We start from the raw sequence: 16,122 nt of genomic DNA, 5'->3' as shown, positions 1-16,122 counted from the left end.
CCTACATGCCCGCACCAAACCCTGGCGCTACCGAATTCTTTCAGACACGGCGCTCGCGTCCTGCAAAGACCCTGACACTCCCCGTACCGGACCCGGCAGAACTCGCGCCTCTTCTGCAGGCGGCCGCGCGGACGCCGGATCATGGCAAACTGGAGCCGTGGCGTTTCATTGTGATCGAACACGGCGCCATGGGCCGTCTGGCAGATGTGGTCAGCGCACGCGGGGCCGCGCTGGGGCTGGACACTGAACAGACAGCCAAGGGCCGGAACCAGTTTGATCAGGGTCTTCTGGCTGTGGCCGTTATCGAAGTTCAAAAACCATCCGAGAAAATCCCCGCACTTGAACAGACCTATTCCGCCGGTGCTGTATGTCTGGCGCTGCTGAATGCAGCACTTGCCGCAGGATGGGGCGCTAACTGGCTTTCGGGCTGGCCCAGCCATGATCGGGGCTTCATGACGGATGCCCTTGGGCTTGAGGCGCATGAAAGGATTGCAGGCTTCATTCATATTGCGACAGAAACTGCACCGCCGCCGGAACGACCCAGGCCGGAACTCGATGCGATCACAACCCGGATAACGGCATGATCCTTGACGCGTTCTTCCGATCACTCGGGCAGCTGTCCGATCCGCGTTTCCGGCGTGTCTTTTTGCTGGGAATTGCACTGACACTGGCGCTTCTCATTGGCGCTTCGGCAGGTTTCGTCTGGCTCATCGGCTGGCTCGTCGGCGATCAGGCCACGCTGCCTTTTATCGGCGAAGTCACCTGGCTGAACGATCTCGCAAGCTGGGGCTCCGCATTTCTTCTCGCAGTACTTTCCATCTTTCTGATGGTGCCGGTGGCCTCGGCCATCACCTCGATGTTTCTGGAAACCGTCGCGCAGGCCGTCGAGGATGAGCACTATCCGAGGCTCGGACCCGCCCACCCGGTGCCCCTGACGGACGCGCTGCGTGATACCTTCAGCTTTCTGGGCGTACTGATCCTCGCGAACCTCGTCGCGCTTGTGCTTTACGTCATCTTCGCACCGTTCGCGCCGTTTATCTTCTGGGGCCTCAACGGTTTCCTTCTGGGACGCGAATACTTCACGCTGGCAGCGATCCGGCGTGTGGGGCGTCGCAAAGCCAGAGACCTGCGCAGGCGTCATCTGCTTCGCATCTGGATCGCTGGCATTCTGATGGCAGTACCGCTGTCAGTTCCGCTGCTGAACCTGCTGATACCAATCCTTGGCGCCGCGACCTTTACCCATCTGTTCCATCGGCTGGCACCTCAGGCCCCATATGACCGTACCAGTCCAGATCCCTGACTGAGATCACCCCAGACAGGATAATCCCGGAGATGATCGCCCAGAGGACAAGGCTGACCGCGGTGGTGATTTTTGCCTTCTTGCCGATGTTGTGCACTTCGGGCGCGCCCGCGTGTGTGCCTGGCACGATCTGACCCAGATCGCCCTGCGTTTTGACCCGTATCGGCAGCACAATAAGGAACGTCATCGACCAGATGACCGCAAAAAGTACCAGTGCAGATGTGATCCCCATACCGCCTCCTCAGACCTGCTCAAGCTCTACAAGGCAGCCGTTGAAATCTTTCGGGTGCAGGAACAGCACGGGTTTGCCATGTGCGCCGATCTTCGGCTCGCCTGTGCCCAGCACGCGGGCCCCGGTTTCCACCAGATGGTCCCGTGCCTGCAGAATATCGTCGACCTCGTAACACACGTGATGAATGCCCCCGGCCGGGTTTTTGTCCAGAAAGCCCTGAATGGGACTGTTCTCGCCAAGGGGATAAAGCAGTTCGATTTTTGTATTCGGCAGTTCAATGAAAACGACCGTGACACCATGATCCGGCTCATCCTGTGGAGCACCGACACTGGCACCCAGCGCCGTTCTGTACTGCTCGGACGCAGCTTCGAGATCGGGTACGGCTATGGCTACGTGATTCAGGCGACCAATCATCTGTCCAGCTCCTGTGGTGAGTTCTGCTGCGTATATGCTGCGCGGAGGGGCGCTGCGCAAGTGACGCACCGCCGCAGTCACGGTGGGAAACGCATATTAACCGGCTGTTAGCCAAGTATCGCCATTCTGAGTCGCACAAGCGAGTCACCCGCCTGGAGGTAATGATGGACGAAACAGACCCTTTTGCACCGGCAATACCAGCGCCGACGGCCCTGCGGCCGCTGCTCGGTCTGACTGTGCTGGTCATCGAAGACAGCCGTTATGCCTGCGAAGCCATGAGGCTTCTGTGTCTGCGCAGCGGCGCGCGTATCCGCCGGGCGGACTGCATCAAATCGGCCCGCAGACATCTTCAGGTTTACCGGCCTTCGGTGGTCATCGTGGATATTGGCCTGCCGGATGGCAACGGTCTTGATCTGATCTCGGAACTGGCAACCGGTGATCCACGGGTCGATGTCGTCCTGGGAACATCCGGCGACCCTGATGGCGAGGCCCTGTGTATTGCCGCCGGCGCCGATGATTTCCTGCCAAAGCCAATTACTTCGCTGTCGGTTTTCCAGCAGTCAGTGCTTTCCAATCTGCCGCCCGATCGCCAACCGGCTGGCCTGCGCGAGCTTCCGGACGATCAGATCAGCCCGGATATCATGGCATTCCAGGACGACATGGCGCACATCGCAGGCGTGCTCGATGAACAGACGGATGGGACAACACTGGATTACGTTGCGCAGTTCCTCGGCGGTGTCGCCCGCTCAGCCAGTGACGATGGGCTTGAAGCGGCGGCAGCAGCCATCGCGGCGAAACGCGCAGCCGGACAGTCCGCCAAAAACGAAGCGGCCCGGCTCTCTGATCTGATACAACAGCGGCTGACGCGAAAACTGGCGATCTGACCCGGGCCGTCAGTTTCCGAACAATGGATCCGCGCTTACGCGCACCGGTGCCGTCAGCCGGCCGAGAACCGCAATCTGACGACCTTCTGCGTCAAAGTTATCTGGCGACAGCCACGTCCGGAATGCCTGCTGAAGCCGGGGCCACTCGCTGTCGATCGCAGCGAACCAGGCCGTATCCCGGTTCCGCCCTTTGACAACGGTCGCCTGGCGAAACACGCCCTCATAACTGAATCCAAGCCGCTGCGCCGCTCTGCGGGATGGCACGTTGAGCGCATTGCACTTCCATTCGTAGCGGCGGTAGCCATTCTCAAAAGCCCACTGCATCATCAGATACATCGCCTCGGTCGCAGCTCGGGTTCTCTGCAGGGCCGGGCTGTAGTTGATATTGCCTACTTCAATCGAACCATTAGCGGGGTCGATGCGAAGATAGCTTGCAACGCCTTCCCAGCGCCCTGTCGTCTCATTCCGGATTGCATAGAAAAGATGGGAGGTGTTTGCGACCGTCTGACATAGCCAGTCCCTGTAGCTGCCTGCGTCCGGGAAAGGCCCGTACGGCAGATAGTCCCAGACGGCTTCCCCGCCGATATAGGCCTGATACAGATCATCCCCATGCACCGCCGGATCCAGCGCTTCGAGCGTCGCGTACTGCCCACGCATGGCATCACCCTGCGGCGCCGGTGGCGGGGTCCATCCCGGAACCGGTGCCCCAAACTGTGGCATGTGCCGATCTGTGCTCATACTGCGCTTGTGCTCCGGATGCCCTAGTCCTGCGGGACAACGCGCAGTCCCAGTTCCATCAGCTGGTCGCTCATCGGTTCTGACGGTGCTGCCATCATCAGATCCTCGGCGCGCTGGTTCATCGGGAACAGGATGACTTCGCGGATGCTGCTTTCATCAGCCAGCAGCATCACAATACGGTCGATACCCGCGGCACAGCCACCGTGTGGCGGAGCGCCGTACTGGAAAGCATTGACCATACCACCAAACCGTTTGCGCACCTCATCCTCACCGTAGCCTGCGATTTCAAAGGCTTTGAACATGATCTCCGGGCGGTGATTCCGGATTGCGCCGGACACCAGTTCGTACCCGTTGCAGGCCAGGTCATACTGATAGCCCCGCACGGCAAGCGGATCCCCTTCCAGCGCTTCCATACCGCCCTGCGGCATCGAGAACGGGTTGTGCTCAAAATCGATGCGGCCGGTTTCCTCGTCTTTTTCATAGATCGGGAAATCGACAATCCAGGCAAAAGCGAAACGGTTTTCATCAGTCAGACCAAGCTCACTGCCGATCACGTTGCGGGCCTTACCGGCAACCGCTTCGAAAGCCTTGGGTTTGCCGCCAAGGAAGAAGGCCGCATCACCGACGCCCAGACCAAGCTGCTGGCGGATCGCCTCAGTGCGTTCCGGACCGATGTTCTTGGCCAGTGGGCCAGCGGCTTCCATACCATTGCCCTGATCGCGCCAGAAGATGTAGCCCATCCCGGGCAAACCCTCTTTCTGGGCGAAAGCGTTCATCCGGTCGCAGAACTTGCGGCTGCCACCTGTTGGCGCGGGGATTGCGCGGATTTCAGTACCTTCCTGCTCAAGCAGTTTGGCGAAAATCGCAAAACCGGAGCCGGCAAAATGTTCGGACACAACCTGCATCTTGATCGGGTTGCGCAGGTCAGGCTTGTCAGACCCATACCAGAGAGCCGCGTCTTTGTAGGAAATCTGTGGCCATTCCTGGTCCACAGGCCGGCCACCACCGAACTCTTCGAAGACACCGGTCAGCACAGGCTGGATTGCATCGAATACATCCTGCTGGGTCACAAAACTCATTTCCAGGTCGAGCTGGTAGAAATCTGTCGGCGAGCGGTCCGAACGCGGATCCTCGTCACGGAAACAGGGCGCAATCTGGAAATAGCGGTCAAAACCGGACACCATCAGCAGCTGTTTAAACTGCTGCGGGGCCTGAGGCAGTGCATAGAATCTCCCGGGATGCAGTCGGCTGGGCACGAGGAAATCACGCGCGCCTTCCGGGCTCGAGGCTGTGATGATCGGGGTCTGGTATTCGCGGAATCCGGTGTCCCACATGCGGCGGCGGATCGACGCCACAACATCCGACCGGAGAGCCATGTTTTTCTGCATCTTCTCGCGGCGCAGGTCCAGGTAACGGTACCGCAGGCGTGTCTCTTCGGGGTATTCCTGATCCCCGAACACCTGCAGCGGAAGTTCACCCGCAGCACCGAGCACTTCGATGTCACGCACGAATACCTCGATTGCACCTGTGGGGATCTTGTCATTTACCAGCGACGCGTCGCGCGCTTTGACTTCGCCGTCGATACGGATGCACCATTCGGCGCGCACTTTTTCGACCTCAGCAAACACGGGGCTGTCGGGATCGCACAGAACCTGTGTGACGCCATAGTGATCGCGCAGGTCGATGAACAGAACGCCGCCATGATCTCGGACCCGGTGCACCCACCCGGACAGGCGAACGGTCTGCCCGACATTTTCTACGGTCAGGTCGGCACAGGAATGGCTGCGATAGGCGTGCATAGTGTATCCCTCCGGGGGTCAGATTTCCGGCCAGATACACTCGCTCACGCGCCGGAAGTCAAGGAGATCGGGGGCGTAGTTGTGCATTTATCGAAGATGTCAGCGCACCGCAGCGTTCAGGCCGATCCGGCAGAGATAAGGGCAACATCCAGCCATGCACTCAGCCTCATCGCCACAGCGCAGAGCACGGCTCAGACGACTGACGGCCTTGAGGTCGCACAGGTCAGATCGCTACCCGCCTGGCCGGGCGGGTCAGTTCTGCGACGTGGCCTCCGTATGCTGATCCGCTGCGGGTACATTCAGCGTGGACCAGGTATCATCCTGAGGCGGTGGCGGAGGCGTCTCGCAGGACCGGCGGTGAATGTTCACCTTGGCGATAAAGTTCGCGGAAATCGGCGCTGTCACGAACAGAAAGCCCATGATCAGAAGCTCGTGGTACGACCCTTCCTCGAAGGTAAAGGAGTAAAGGACAGAGGCAAGCAACAAAGCGCCAACCCCCACCGTGCCAACTTTGGTCGGTGCGTGCAGACGGGTCATAGAGTCGTTGAATTTCAGCAGGCCGATAGATCCGACCAGTGTGAACCCTGCCCCGACGAGCAGGCAAAGGGCTGTTGCCCAGGTTCCGATGAGTTCGAGCGTCATTCGATGATGTCCCCCCTCAGAACAAAGCGCGTGTAGGCAACGGTCGACACAAACCCGAGCATCGCGATGATCAGCGAAACCTCGAAATAAATGCCGGTGCCCTGGGATATGCCCAGCAGAACGATCATGCCGATTGCGTTCACGACCATTGTATCAAGCGCCAGAATGCGGTCGCCTGTCTCCGGGCCGATGACCAGCCGGACCATCGCGAGGATCTGCCCGACCGCCACCGCAACAAAGGCAACGATCACCGCAATGTCGAGAAGTTCAGCTGCAAAGCTCATTCGAAAATCTCCTTCAGGCGCTGCTGGTAGCGTGTGTTGATGTCACGACACACAGCATCCGGATCATCAGTATGCAGAACGTGCACCAACAGACTGTGCCCTTCATCGGAAAGGTCCGCGGAAACAGTACCGGGTGTCAGCGTGATTGTTCCGGCCAGAACCGTGATTGCCTCAGGCTGTCGCAGTTCCAGCGGGATAACGATCCAGGCGGGTTTCAGTTTCGAGTTCGGCACTGTCAGAACAATCCACGCAACCTGAACGTTGGCGACGAGAATGTCCCAGATCACCACGATGCTGTACCGGATCATGCGACCCATGTGAAAACCGCGCGGCGATTCCGGCCACCAGATGGACGTCATCCAGGGAATGATGATCCCGAGGATAAACCCGAAAACGACCATGCCAGCCGAGACGTTGTTCTGGAGCAGGGTCCAGACAACCGCCAGGAGAAGCGTCACCAGAGGGTGTGGGACCAGCCAGTTAAAAGCTCTGCCTAACATGTCAGTGCCCTTCCTTCGGTTTGCTCAGTTTCCCCGGCGTCTCAAGCACTGTTGAAATGTAGGCGTCCGGCGCGAAGAGATCCGCAGCAATTCCGGTCGTATACCGGTGCACCGGGCCTGCGAACACCGTATGTGCAACAAGCAGCGCCATCAGACCGGCGACCGCAACGTACGACAGGACCGTCGGAGTTGTTGGTTCAGGCGCTTCCGGGTCCGGTTCGATGCTGCGGCATTTCCAGAAAACCACACTGCCAGCCCGGGCGAACCCGACCACACTTACGAGGCTGGAAATCAGGATGACGGCCCAGATCCAGGCGACCTGCGGTGATGCGAAAGCAGCATCCATCACGAGGAGCTTGCCCAGAAAACCCGAGAGCGGCGGCAGGCCGGCCATTGCGATGGCGGCTGCAAAAAACAGAATTGCAGTCGCAGTCCCTCCGTCAACCGGTGGCTGCGGCGTCAGGTACAGGTCGCGACGCCCGGTGCGCACCAGATCAGAAATCAGGAACAGCGCGGCGGCCGCCAAGGTCGAGTGCACGATGTAGTAAAGCGTGGCCGCGATACCGACCGGGGTGAACAGCGAGATGGAAATCATCACCATGCCCATGGACCCGATCACGGAAAAAGCCACGAGGCGATTCAGTTCCCGTGCGGCCAGCACACCCACCATGCCGATTGCCAGCGATATCAGAGCCGCAGGGAGCAGCCACGTATCATGCAGACCGGCCGTGGCCTCCAGATCAGGCGGGAACACAATGGTGTAAACCCGGATGATCGCATAGGCCCCCACCTTGGTCATGATCGCGAACAGTGCCGCGACAGGCGCCGGTGCTTCAGCGTAGCTCGATGGCAGCCAGAAATGCAGCGGAACCAGAGCCGCCTTAATGGCAAACACCAGAAGCAGCAGAACGGCAGCTACACGAATCCCCACGGTTTCCGCCGGATCAACAAGGGCAACACGTTGTGCGAGGTCCGCCATATTCAGCGTCCCGGTCTCGGCGTAGACCGATCCCAGAGCAAAGAGGAACAGCGTCGACCCCAGCAGATTGAACAGGACGTACTGGACACCCGCACGCAGGCGCGCGTTACCGCCCGAGTGGATCATCAGGCCATAAGACGCAATCAGCAGAACTTCGAAGAAGACAAAGAGATTGAAGAGGTCACCCGTCAGGAACGCCCCCATGATCCCCATCAACTGGAACTGGTAGAGCGCATGGAAATGGCGGCCCCGGTCGTCCCAGCCGGACCCGATGGCATACAGCAGCACAAACAATGCGAGCACTGCGGTCAGCAGAACCATCATGGTAGAGAGCTTGTCCGCGACCAGAACAATGCCGAACGGTGCGGCCCAGTCACCGAGCTGGTAGAGAGTGACCGTCCCATCCGAGGCCTGCCATGCGAGGCCGGCCGTGATCACGATGAGTGCCAGCACACCCACGACCGAGAACACTCGCTGAATGCCAAGGTGGTAGCGGGCGGCAAGGACAATAAAGGGCGCCAGCAGTGCGGGCAGAACGACGGGGGCGATGATCCAGTGTATCATGTCGCGTCCCTCCCGTCGGATCCTGCAGATCCGGCTGGGTCATCCACATGGTCATCGTCCGAGCCCAGATACGCCCCGAGCGCGATCATCACCACAACAGCCGTCATGCCGAACGAGATCACAATCGCGGTCAGCACCAGCGCCTGGGGCAGCGGATCGGTATATGTCTCCACTCCCTTTTGCAGGATGGGTGGCGCTCCGACGGTCAGGCGGCCGGAAGCAAACAGAAAGATGTTCACCGCGTAGGTCAGCAGCGAAATACCCAGAATGACCGGGAAAGTGCGCAGCCGCAGCATCAGATAGATACCGCCTGCCGTCAGCACACCGATTGCAGATGCAACGAGAAGTTCCATGTTATGCCCTCCCCTCTGCAGTCTCCGGGTCGTCACGCGACGGATCGATGTCCATCGGGTGTTCGCTGTCGCGCACGTGGGCGCGTCTTGCCAGTCTAGAGAAGCTTTCAAGAGACAGCATCACAGCACCGACCACCGCAAGGAAGACGCCGAGGTCAAAGAGCGCCGCCGTCGCCAGTTCGAACTCCTGGAAAGGAGGGATACGTACATAAGTAAAGTCCGAGGTCAGGAAAGGTTTGGCCACAAACCAGGATCCGATCCCGGTCAGGCCGGCGATCAGCACACCGGCACCGATCACTCCATGATAGGGATATCTGAGCCGCGCAGACGTCCAGCTGAAACCACTGGCCATATACTGCATCACCACGGCAATCGATACGACGAGACCGGCAATGAATCCACCGCCCGGTTCATTGTGGCCCCGCAGGAAGATGTAGAAGCCGACCATCAGCACAACGGGCATGATCACGCGCGTCAGGACGACCATCATGGTCGGGTGCATGTCGCCTGCCAGCGGCTTATCGGGTTTGCGGTTCAGCAGGCGCGCGCGCACCGGACCGGACAGCAGCGTTTCGGTAAGCGCATAGATCAGCAGGGCGGCGATCCCCAGCACGATAATCTCGCCATAGGTATCAAAGCCCCGGAAATCGACGAGGATAACGTTGACGACATTCGTACCGCCACCGCCTTTGTAGGAATTGGCGAGGTGGAATTCAGAGATCGGCGTCGTTACGGCCTCCCGCATCAGGTAGTGGAACGACAGGCCCATTGCCGCAAGACCACCCGCAAGGGCGACAACCGCATCCCTTGTGCGGCGCATTACATCGCTTTCGACCGGCGTATGGTTCGGCAGGAAGTTCAGTGCCAGCAGGAGCAGGATAATCGTGACCACTTCCACCGTGATCTGTGTCATCGCAAGGTCCGGCGCACTGAAGAACACAAACCCTACGGAGACCATCAGTCCGGCGATCCCGATCAGGATCAGCGACAGAAGCCGGTTGCGGTGCTGGAACACCAGCGCGCCGGTCGCGGCGACCAGCATCACCCAGCCAGCGATCGGCACCGGACCGGCAGGCTGCATTTCACGGGTCGCGGCGCCGACAGTACCGGTCGTCCACGCAAAGTAACCCGCAGCGATAACAGTAACGGCCATGATCGCGCCATAGCGCGAGAAAGCACCATTGTGCAGTTTGTGGGTGAATGCGCGTGCTGCCGCGACCACCCCTGCGATCAGCGCTTCGAAGATTGTTTTTGCCTCCGGGCGGGGAGCTGCGTCCCACAGGCGCAGGGCGGGGCGGAAAGCGGCAAGCAGAAGAAGACCACCAACCACAGCGGCCATCGACATAAAGAGCGCTGGAACAAGGCCGTGCCAGATTTTGATGTATTTGGTTTCAAGAGGTGCTACGTCTCCGATCACCGCTTTGGCGACCATGAAAACGAAATCCTGTACAAGGAACGGCGCCACACCGATCACCACCACCAGGACCACCAGAATTGCAGGCGGCATCCACATACCCGGGCCCGGATCATGCGGCTTCGCGGGATAATCGTCCCGCTTCGGGCCAAAGAAGGTATGCGCGATCAGCCGGAAGGAATAGGCCGCGGAAAAGAGCGACCCAACCACTGCAAGCGCAGGCACCAGCCAGTGCGAACCAAAGAGCACGGTATGATGCGCTTCCTCCAGCATCATCTCCTTGGACAGGAAGCCGTTCAGCAACGGAATGCCCGCCATCGAGAGCGCCGCAACGGTCGCGATGACAAAGGTTATCGGCATCAGATGCCGCAGCCCGCCCAACCTGCGGATGTCGCGGGTGTGCGCCTCGTGATCGACGATCCCGGCAGACATAAACAACGCCGCTTTGAATGTCGCGTGGTTCAGGATGTGGAAAACAGCAGCCATCGCCCCGAACGCGGTGCCGGTCCCGAGCAGCATGGTGATCAGGCCCAGATGGCTGACCGTCGAAAAGGCCAGCAGCGCTTTGAGATCATGTTTAAAGACCGCGATGAAGGCACCGATCACCATCGTGATCAGACCGGCGGTCGTCACGATCACAAACCATTCCGGCGTCCCGGACAACACAGGCCACATGCGGGCCATAAGAAAGATACCGGCCTTCACCATAGTGGCTGAGTGCAGATAGGCGGAAACCGGCGTAGGGGCTGCCATTGCGTGCGGCAGCCAGAAATGGAACGGGAACTGCGCAGACTTGGTGAAACACCCCAGCAGGATCAGCAGCAGCGCAGGCAGGTAAAGCGGGCTTTCCTGGATCAGTTCGCGGTTCTGGAGAATAACACTCAGATCATAGCTGCCCGCAATCTGGCCAAGGATCAGCATGCCACCGACCATGGCAAGGCCGCCCATTCCCGTTACGGTCAGCGCCATCCGGGCACCCTGCCGCCCTTCAGGCAGGTGTTTCCAGTAGCCGATCAAAAGGAATGACGACAGCGAAGTCAGTTCCCAGAAGACGAGCAGCAGCAGGATGTTGTCGCTCAGAACAATCCCGACCATCGCGCCCTGAAAGAGCAGCAGATAGGTGAAAAACTCACCCATATTGTCGTCGCGTGAGAGATAAAACCGGCCATACGTGATGATCAGTAGGCCAATACCAAGGATCAGAAGCGCGAAGAAGAAGCCAAGCCCATCGAGCATCAGCGTAAAGTTCATTCCCAGCGCAGGCAGCCAGTTGACGCCGGCCTGAACAACTTCACCGGCAAAAACAGCCGGTGCGTTCGTCAGCAGCCCGATAAAAGCCGCAAGCGTCACAGTAAACGTGATGCCGGCACAGGCCTGACGCCCCGCTGAATTCATCAGTCCGGGAAGCAGTGCTCCGAGGAATGGCAGGGCGACGATAAGGAAGAGGGACACGCGAACTCCTGATCTGCAGGCCAAAAAAGTTCGTTTGTAAATGTGTCACTTTCCGCCTGATCTCAAGGGAAACCGAGAAATTTTGTCGGTTTTTCCGTCAAAACCGCAGAACAAAGCATGACTCGCCCGAAAACCTGCGGTCTGAGGTGTATCAACGGCCCATATCGCTGGCGCTTTTCATTCTGCTGACCGGAGCGCCGCCTCGCGGATCTGGCTCAGGGTGCGACCTGGCGTGAGCGCTTCTGCCGCGACCTGCAGGTCGAGCACGGCCCCCGTTTCAGAGGCCATCGCCCGTTCAAAAGCAGCTTCGAATTCAGTCGTGCTCTGAACGGTCTCAGCATGAAAACCGTAGGAAGCCGCGAGTGCTGCAAAGTCCGGGTTTTCCAGCGTGGTGCCCGATACCCGCTCTGGGAAATGGGCTTCCTGGTGCATGCGGATTGTCCCGTAGACCCCGTTGTTAAGGATCAGGATAATCGGTTGTGCACCCGCCTGAACTGCGGTGCCCAGTTCCTGGCAGGTCATCTGGAAATCCCCGTCTCCAGCAAAGCAGACCACAGTGCGCGACGGATCAGCGACCCTCGCTGCGATCGCTGCCGGAACGCCAAATCCCATCGCCCCCGACTGTGGCGCCAGAAGCCTCTGGTCCGGGCCATAGAGGAAGAATTTGCCCGGCCAGGACGCAAAATTGCCAGCTCCGTTGGTCAGGATCGCATCGTCAGGCAGACGGTCGCGCAGATGCGCCATGATGCGGACCATATCAACCGGACCAGGTTGCGCCGGGACATCCAGCGTTGCCTCAAAACCTTTCCGGGCCTGCGACCGCCATGCGCTGTCTGATCTTTCGCGGATGACACCGGCAAGCGCCATACAGAAATTGTTCGGCCCAGAATGCAAAGCAATATCAGGAACATAGACCTTACCCAACTCTCTGTCCGACGTGTGCACATGGAACAGAGACTGCGCCGGATATGGTACATCCAGCAGCTCATAAGCGCCGGTCGTCATCTCTCCCATGCGCACGTTGATGGCCAGAACAGCGTCGCTGGCCCGGATCAGAGCCTGCGTCGTCGGGTGCATCCCGACACCGGCCTCACCAGCATAATGCGGGCTGTGATTGTCCATCAGATCGTTAAACCGGAACGCGGTTACGACAGGCACATCTGACGCCTCTGCCAGCTGCTGCAGCGCGGCGCGACCGTCTTCTGTCCAGCCCTGCCCGCCTGCAATGATCAACGGACGTTCCGCCTGTTCCAGCCGAGCCGCAATATCTGCAACCGCATCCTGTGACGGGGCAGGTTCCGGTATCGCGACCGGTTTTCTGAGAGGCGGAATGTCGGAGACAGCAGACAGAACATCTTCGGGCAGTGCCACGACGACAGGGCCGGGTCTGCCGGAAAGCGCAACGCTCCATGCCCGCGCGACATACTCAGGGATGCGGGTCACATCGGGAATTTCCGTGGCCCATTTCGCAACGGTTCCGAAAAATGCTCTGTAGTCGATCTCCTGAAACGCCTCACGGTCTTTCATATCCGCGCCTACCTGCCCGATGAAGAGCAGCATCGGCACACTGTCCTGCATTGCGGTGTGAACACCGATCGACGCGTTGGTCGCTCCGGGTCCCCGCGTGACGAAACAGATACCGGGCTGGCCGGTCAGTTTTCCGTATGCGGCCGCCATAAATGCCGCACCGCCTTCCTGACGGCACAGGGTGAAATCGAAAACACCTGCGGTGTCATGCATAGCGTCCAGTGCGGCCAGATAGCTTTCACCAGGCACACCGAAACTGTGCCGGGCCCCGAGCGCCACCAGGGATTCGATCAAAACCTGTCCGCCGTGCCGTTGTGTCATCTGAGAATACCCGTTCATGCCTGCCGCGTTCCGCTGGCGACTTAACCATCCGCACGCGGGAGCGTCGAGACCAAATCCGGATGGCCCGGCCACCTGGTCATCGGGGAGGGTACCCTAGAGCGCCAGATCTTCCAGCATCTGCTCTCTGGTGTAGGTCGCTTTTTCCGCCCGCCGGCGGACACGACCGCCTTCAATCATCACGAAACGATCACCGAGGTCATAGGCAAAGTCCGCATTCTGTTCGACCAGTACAATGGCCATGTCGCCCCAGTCCCGCAGAAGACGCAGACAGGCACCGATCTGCTGAATAACGTTTGGCTGAATACCTTCCGTCGGCTCATCCAGCAGCAGAACGTCGGGCCGCGTGATCAGCGCTCTTGCGATAGCGAGTTGCTGTTGCTGGCCCCCGGAAAGGTCCCCGCCGCGCCGGGCGCGCATGTCGCTGAGAACAGGAAACAGATCGAAAATATCATCCCCGATTGTGCGGCTGTCTTTTGGCAGCAGGGCAAACCCGGTTTCCAGATTTTCCATCACGGTCATCATCGGGAAAATCTCGCGGCCCTGCGGTACGTAGGCGATACCGGCGCGGGCGGAACGCACGGCACTGCCTGACCCGACCTGTTTGCCGGCAACCCCGACTTCGCCTGCCGAATATGGGTGCCGCCCCGCCAGTGCTTTGAGCAGACTGGTTTTGCCGACACCGTTGTTGCCCATCACGGCGGTGATCTGCCCGGTGGGCGCATCAAGGCTCACGTCATACAGTATCTGGCTCTGACCGTAGTGCAGGCTGAGGTTACTGACTTCAAGCATTGGACCGCCCCAGATAAACGTCGATCACGGCAGGATTGGATGTCACATGGTCAAGACTGCCCTCAGCCAGAACCGATCCTTCGTGCAACACCGTCACCTTGCAGTTGAGACGTCGCACAAACTCCATATCGTGCTCGACCACTACAACGGCACAGGTCTCCGCCGCCCGTCTCAGGATGTCAGTGGTTTTCTCGCGCTCTTCTACTGTCATCCCCGCGGCCGGCTCATCCACCAGCAAAAGGCGCGGGTCCTGTGCGAGCAGCATCCCGATCTCAAGCCACTGCTTCTGTCCGTGGCTGAGTTCTCCGGCCACACGGGTCAGCTCATCGGCAAGGCCGGTTTCTTCGGCAATCCGTTCTATCCGCTCACCATTGCGCGCTGTGCGCTTGTGCATGAGGACGGCAAAGGGCCCGCGCGGATTTTTCAGCGCCATTGCCAGGTTCTGGCGCACAGTCTGCGCCTCGAACACCGTTGGCTTCTGAAATTTGCGACCAATGCCTTCCATGGCTATATCGCTTTCGGACATGCCAAGCAGCGAGATGTTTTTCTCGCCCCAGATCACCCTGCCTTCATCGGGGCGGGTTTTGCCCGTGACAATGTCCATAAAGGTTGTTTTGCCCGCGCCGTTGGGCCCGATAATGGCACGCAGGCCGGTCTCGGGAAATTGTACGGACAGATTATTGATGGCGCGAAATCCGTCGAAACTGACCGTCAGGCCGGAGACTTCAAGCAGTGTAGAGTTCATGGCTTTCTCACCAGATAATCAAACAGGCCACCAATGCCGCGCGGGAAAAAGAGCGTGACAGCGACAAAGGACAGGCCCAGCAGCACCAGCCACCAGTCGGTCCACTGGATGGTGTAAAAGCCCAGGTTGATGGCGGGTGCGCCGCCTCCTGTGAACCAGCTGGAAAGCAATGAAACAAAGGCAGCACCGATCACCGCGCCATATAGCCGCCCGCGCCCCCCGATCGCCACCCAGACCGCCAGATAGATTGAGGCGATGGGCGCAATTTCACCCGGGTTGATGATCCCGGCCTGCGGGTAATAAAGAGCCCCGGCAATGCCAGAGACGACCGCTGTTATGGTGAAAATGAAAAGCTTGTAGCTCTCAACCCGGTAACCGAGAAACCGCACGCGGGCCTCGTTGTCGCGGATGCCCTTGATCACGCTTCCCATCTTTCCCGAAACGGCCCAGGCAAAGAAAACGTATCCTGCCGCCAGGGTAAGTGCAGACGCCCAGAAAAAGACGAGCGATACAGCCGACTGCGGTGCTGTCTCAAAACCGGGGATGTTCTGCAGACCTGACAAGCCGTTATTTCCACGCAGTCCGGAGTCGTTCTGGAACAGATAGAGCGACAATGCGAGCGTCATCGCTTGGGTTAGGATCGACAGATAGACACCGGTCACCCGCGACCGGAACGCCAGCCATCCGAACACGAGGGCCAGCAGCCCGGGCACAAGCACAACCATCAGCAGCTGCAGGTACAGATTATCCGCAAAGGCCCAGATTGCCGGAAATTCGGAACTGCCCACCACGCCGAAAATCTGATTGCCGATGGCATCCGTGATTTCCTGTGGGGTCGGCGGGATGACCTGGGTGCTCAGGCTTTCCAGAACGATGGTTTCCGTGCGCGCATACATCAGCCACATCCCGATCGCATAGCCACCGATCCCGAAGAACGCAAAATGCCCCAGACTGAGGATACCGCAGTAGCCCCAGACCACATCCATTGCGATGGCAATCAGGCAAAGGCACAGCGTTTTGCCGAGGGTTTTGATGAAAGACGTCGGGATGAAGCCGGTACCGGCCCATTCCGACAGCATCGTGACCACCAGCGTGAAGAGACCAAGTGCGGCCAGGAACCAGAGAACAGACGGGTTTTCTGCGATGAATGTTCTGCGCATGATA

The 16,122-nt window shown here is 59.4% G+C and carries 17 protein-coding genes; 3 read left to right on the top strand and 14 right to left on the bottom strand.

Annotated elements, in window-relative coordinates; translation table 11 throughout:
- Nucleotides 1-5 precede the first annotated feature (5 nt).
- Complete coding sequence (locus AB4K19_RS19050; RefSeq protein WP_375229811.1) at nucleotides 6-584, top strand: nitroreductase family protein; 579 nt, start codon at nucleotides 6-8, stop codon at nucleotides 582-584.
- Nucleotides 581-1,300 (top strand): EI24 domain-containing protein, encoded by a 720-nt coding sequence (locus AB4K19_RS19045; protein ID WP_375229810.1) that lies wholly within the window; start codon nucleotides 581-583, stop codon nucleotides 1,298-1,300. The genes AB4K19_RS19050 and AB4K19_RS19045 overlap by 4 nt, the downstream gene beginning before the upstream one ends.
- On the opposite strand, the gene AB4K19_RS19040 is transcribed toward AB4K19_RS19045, so the two are convergent.
- Together AB4K19_RS19040 and mce are read right to left on the bottom strand one after the other, a co-directional pair.
- On the bottom strand, nucleotides 1,236-1,532 hold the full coding sequence (locus AB4K19_RS19040; RefSeq protein ID WP_375229809.1) for a DUF1467 family protein: 297 nt from the start codon (nucleotides 1,530-1,532) through the stop codon (nucleotides 1,236-1,238). The genes AB4K19_RS19045 and AB4K19_RS19040 overlap by 65 nt on opposite strands.
- Before the next feature lie 9 nt (nucleotides 1,533-1,541).
- Nucleotides 1,542-1,946, bottom strand: a complete 405-nt coding sequence (gene mce / locus AB4K19_RS19035; protein WP_375229808.1) for a methylmalonyl-CoA epimerase — start codon at nucleotides 1,944-1,946, stop codon at nucleotides 1,542-1,544.
- Between the two features lie 164 nt (nucleotides 1,947-2,110).
- Between mce and AB4K19_RS19030 the strand changes: the two genes are divergently transcribed.
- A complete protein-coding gene (locus AB4K19_RS19030) occupies nucleotides 2,111-2,830 on the top strand; it encodes a response regulator (RefSeq protein WP_375230939.1) in 720 nt (239 codons plus the stop codon).
- 9 nt (nucleotides 2,831-2,839) lie between these two features.
- Here the strand turns inward: AB4K19_RS19030 and AB4K19_RS19025 are convergent, their stop codons facing one another.
- The 12 genes from AB4K19_RS19025 to urtC all read right to left on the bottom strand — a co-directional run bounded on the left by AB4K19_RS19025 (nucleotide 2,840) and on the right by urtC (nucleotide 16,118).
- A complete protein-coding gene (locus AB4K19_RS19025; RefSeq protein WP_375229807.1) occupies nucleotides 2,840-3,550 on the bottom strand; it encodes a GNAT family N-acetyltransferase in 711 nt (236 codons plus the stop codon).
- A gap of 41 nt (nucleotides 3,551-3,591) precedes the next feature.
- Nucleotides 3,592-5,367: an aspartate--tRNA ligase gene (aspS, locus tag AB4K19_RS19020; protein ID WP_375229806.1), complete on the bottom strand. Its 1,776-nt coding sequence runs from the start codon at nucleotides 5,365-5,367 to the stop codon at nucleotides 3,592-3,594.
- A gap of 252 nt (nucleotides 5,368-5,619) precedes the next feature.
- Nucleotides 5,620-6,009 carry a monovalent cation/H(+) antiporter subunit G gene (gene mnhG / locus AB4K19_RS19015; RefSeq protein WP_375229805.1) on the bottom strand — a complete coding sequence of 130 codons (390 nt, stop codon included), beginning with the start codon at nucleotides 6,007-6,009 and terminating at the stop codon, nucleotides 5,620-5,622.
- A complete protein-coding gene (locus tag AB4K19_RS19010) occupies nucleotides 6,006-6,293 on the bottom strand; it encodes a K+/H+ antiporter subunit F (RefSeq protein WP_375229804.1) in 288 nt (95 codons plus the stop codon). Before AB4K19_RS19010 ends, mnhG begins: the two co-directional genes overlap by 4 nt.
- A complete protein-coding gene (locus tag AB4K19_RS19005; RefSeq protein ID WP_375229803.1) occupies nucleotides 6,290-6,793 on the bottom strand; it encodes a Na+/H+ antiporter subunit E in 504 nt (167 codons plus the stop codon). Before AB4K19_RS19005 ends, AB4K19_RS19010 begins: the two co-directional genes overlap by 4 nt.
- Nucleotide 6,794: 1 nt before the next feature.
- A complete protein-coding gene (locus tag AB4K19_RS19000) occupies nucleotides 6,795-8,336 on the bottom strand; it encodes a monovalent cation/H+ antiporter subunit D (RefSeq protein ID WP_375229802.1) in 1,542 nt (513 codons plus the stop codon).
- The gene (locus tag AB4K19_RS18995; RefSeq protein ID WP_375229801.1) at nucleotides 8,333-8,689 is read right to left on the bottom strand and encodes a Na+/H+ antiporter subunit C; all 357 of its coding nucleotides are present in this window, start codon (nucleotides 8,687-8,689) and stop codon (nucleotides 8,333-8,335) included. Before AB4K19_RS18995 ends, AB4K19_RS19000 begins: the two co-directional genes overlap by 4 nt.
- A 1-nt stretch (nucleotide 8,690) precedes the next feature.
- Nucleotides 8,691-11,555, bottom strand: coding sequence for a monovalent cation/H+ antiporter subunit A (locus AB4K19_RS18990; protein ID WP_375229800.1), 2,865 nt, complete (start codon nucleotides 11,553-11,555; stop codon nucleotides 8,691-8,693).
- A 177-nt stretch (nucleotides 11,556-11,732) separates the two neighbouring features.
- Nucleotides 11,733-13,403, bottom strand: coding sequence for a thiamine pyrophosphate-dependent enzyme (locus tag AB4K19_RS18985; protein ID WP_436398562.1), 1,671 nt, complete (start codon nucleotides 13,401-13,403; stop codon nucleotides 11,733-11,735).
- A 114-nt stretch (nucleotides 13,404-13,517) separates the two neighbouring features.
- Nucleotides 13,518-14,213 (bottom strand): urea ABC transporter ATP-binding subunit UrtE, encoded by a 696-nt coding sequence (gene urtE / locus AB4K19_RS18980; protein WP_375229798.1) that lies wholly within the window; start codon nucleotides 14,211-14,213, stop codon nucleotides 13,518-13,520.
- Nucleotides 14,206-14,958 carry an urea ABC transporter ATP-binding protein UrtD gene (gene urtD, locus AB4K19_RS18975; protein ID WP_375229797.1) on the bottom strand — a complete coding sequence of 251 codons (753 nt, stop codon included), beginning with the start codon at nucleotides 14,956-14,958 and terminating at the stop codon, nucleotides 14,206-14,208. Before urtD ends, urtE begins: the two co-directional genes overlap by 8 nt.
- Complete coding sequence (gene urtC / locus AB4K19_RS18970) at nucleotides 14,955-16,118, bottom strand: urea ABC transporter permease subunit UrtC (protein ID WP_375229796.1); 1,164 nt, start codon at nucleotides 16,116-16,118, stop codon at nucleotides 14,955-14,957. Before urtC ends, urtD begins: the two co-directional genes overlap by 4 nt.
- Nucleotides 16,119-16,122: the final 4 nt, after the last annotated feature.

Origin of the sequence: Roseobacter phycocola (genome assembly GCF_042055075.2) — a bacterium.
Lineage (GTDB): Bacteria > Pseudomonadota > Alphaproteobacteria > Rhodobacterales > Rhodobacteraceae > Roseobacter.
The sequence above is the reverse complement of the archived record's forward strand: the minus strand, read 5'-3'. Positions and strand labels throughout refer to the sequence as shown.

What these genes read in the sequence shown, in the direction of transcription:
- AB4K19_RS19050 (WP_375229811.1), top strand. Translation starts at nt 6, where the DNA reads ATGCCCGCACCAAACCCTGGCGCTACCGAATTCTTTCAGACACGGCGC.
- AB4K19_RS19045 (WP_375229810.1), top strand. Translation starts at nt 581, where the DNA reads ATGATCCTTGACGCGTTCTTCCGATCACTCGGGCAGCTGTCCGATCCG.
- AB4K19_RS19040 (WP_375229809.1), bottom strand. Translation starts at nt 1,532, where the DNA reads ATGGGGATCACATCTGCACTGGTACTTTTTGCGGTCATCTGGTCGATG.
- mce (WP_375229808.1), bottom strand. Translation starts at nt 1,946, where the DNA reads ATGATTGGTCGCCTGAATCACGTAGCCATAGCCGTACCCGATCTCGAA.
- AB4K19_RS19030 (WP_375230939.1), top strand. Translation starts at nt 2,111, where the DNA reads ATGGACGAAACAGACCCTTTTGCACCGGCAATACCAGCGCCGACGGCC.
- AB4K19_RS19025 (WP_375229807.1), bottom strand. Translation starts at nt 3,550, where the DNA reads ATGCCACAGTTTGGGGCACCGGTTCCGGGATGGACCCCGCCACCGGCG.
- aspS (WP_375229806.1), bottom strand. Translation starts at nt 5,367, where the DNA reads ATGCACGCCTATCGCAGCCATTCCTGTGCCGACCTGACCGTAGAAAAT.
- mnhG (WP_375229805.1), bottom strand. Translation starts at nt 6,009, where the DNA reads ATGACGCTCGAACTCATCGGAACCTGGGCAACAGCCCTTTGCCTGCTC.
- AB4K19_RS19010 (WP_375229804.1), bottom strand. Translation starts at nt 6,293, where the DNA reads ATGAGCTTTGCAGCTGAACTTCTCGACATTGCGGTGATCGTTGCCTTT.
- AB4K19_RS19005 (WP_375229803.1), bottom strand. Translation starts at nt 6,793, where the DNA reads ATGTTAGGCAGAGCTTTTAACTGGCTGGTCCCACACCCTCTGGTGACG.
- AB4K19_RS19000 (WP_375229802.1), bottom strand. Translation starts at nt 8,336, where the DNA reads ATGATACACTGGATCATCGCCCCCGTCGTTCTGCCCGCACTGCTGGCG.
- AB4K19_RS18995 (WP_375229801.1), bottom strand. Translation starts at nt 8,689, where the DNA reads ATGGAACTTCTCGTTGCATCTGCAATCGGTGTGCTGACGGCAGGCGGT.
- AB4K19_RS18985 (WP_436398562.1), bottom strand. Translation starts at nt 13,403, where the DNA reads ATGACACAACGGCACGGCGGACAGGTTTTGATCGAATCCCTGGTGGCG.
- urtE (WP_375229798.1), bottom strand. Translation starts at nt 14,213, where the DNA reads ATGCTTGAAGTCAGTAACCTCAGCCTGCACTACGGTCAGAGCCAGATA.
- urtD (WP_375229797.1), bottom strand. Translation starts at nt 14,958, where the DNA reads ATGAACTCTACACTGCTTGAAGTCTCCGGCCTGACGGTCAGTTTCGAC.
- urtC (WP_375229796.1), bottom strand. Translation starts at nt 16,118, where the DNA reads ATGCGCAGAACATTCATCGCAGAAAACCCGTCTGTTCTCTGGTTCCTG.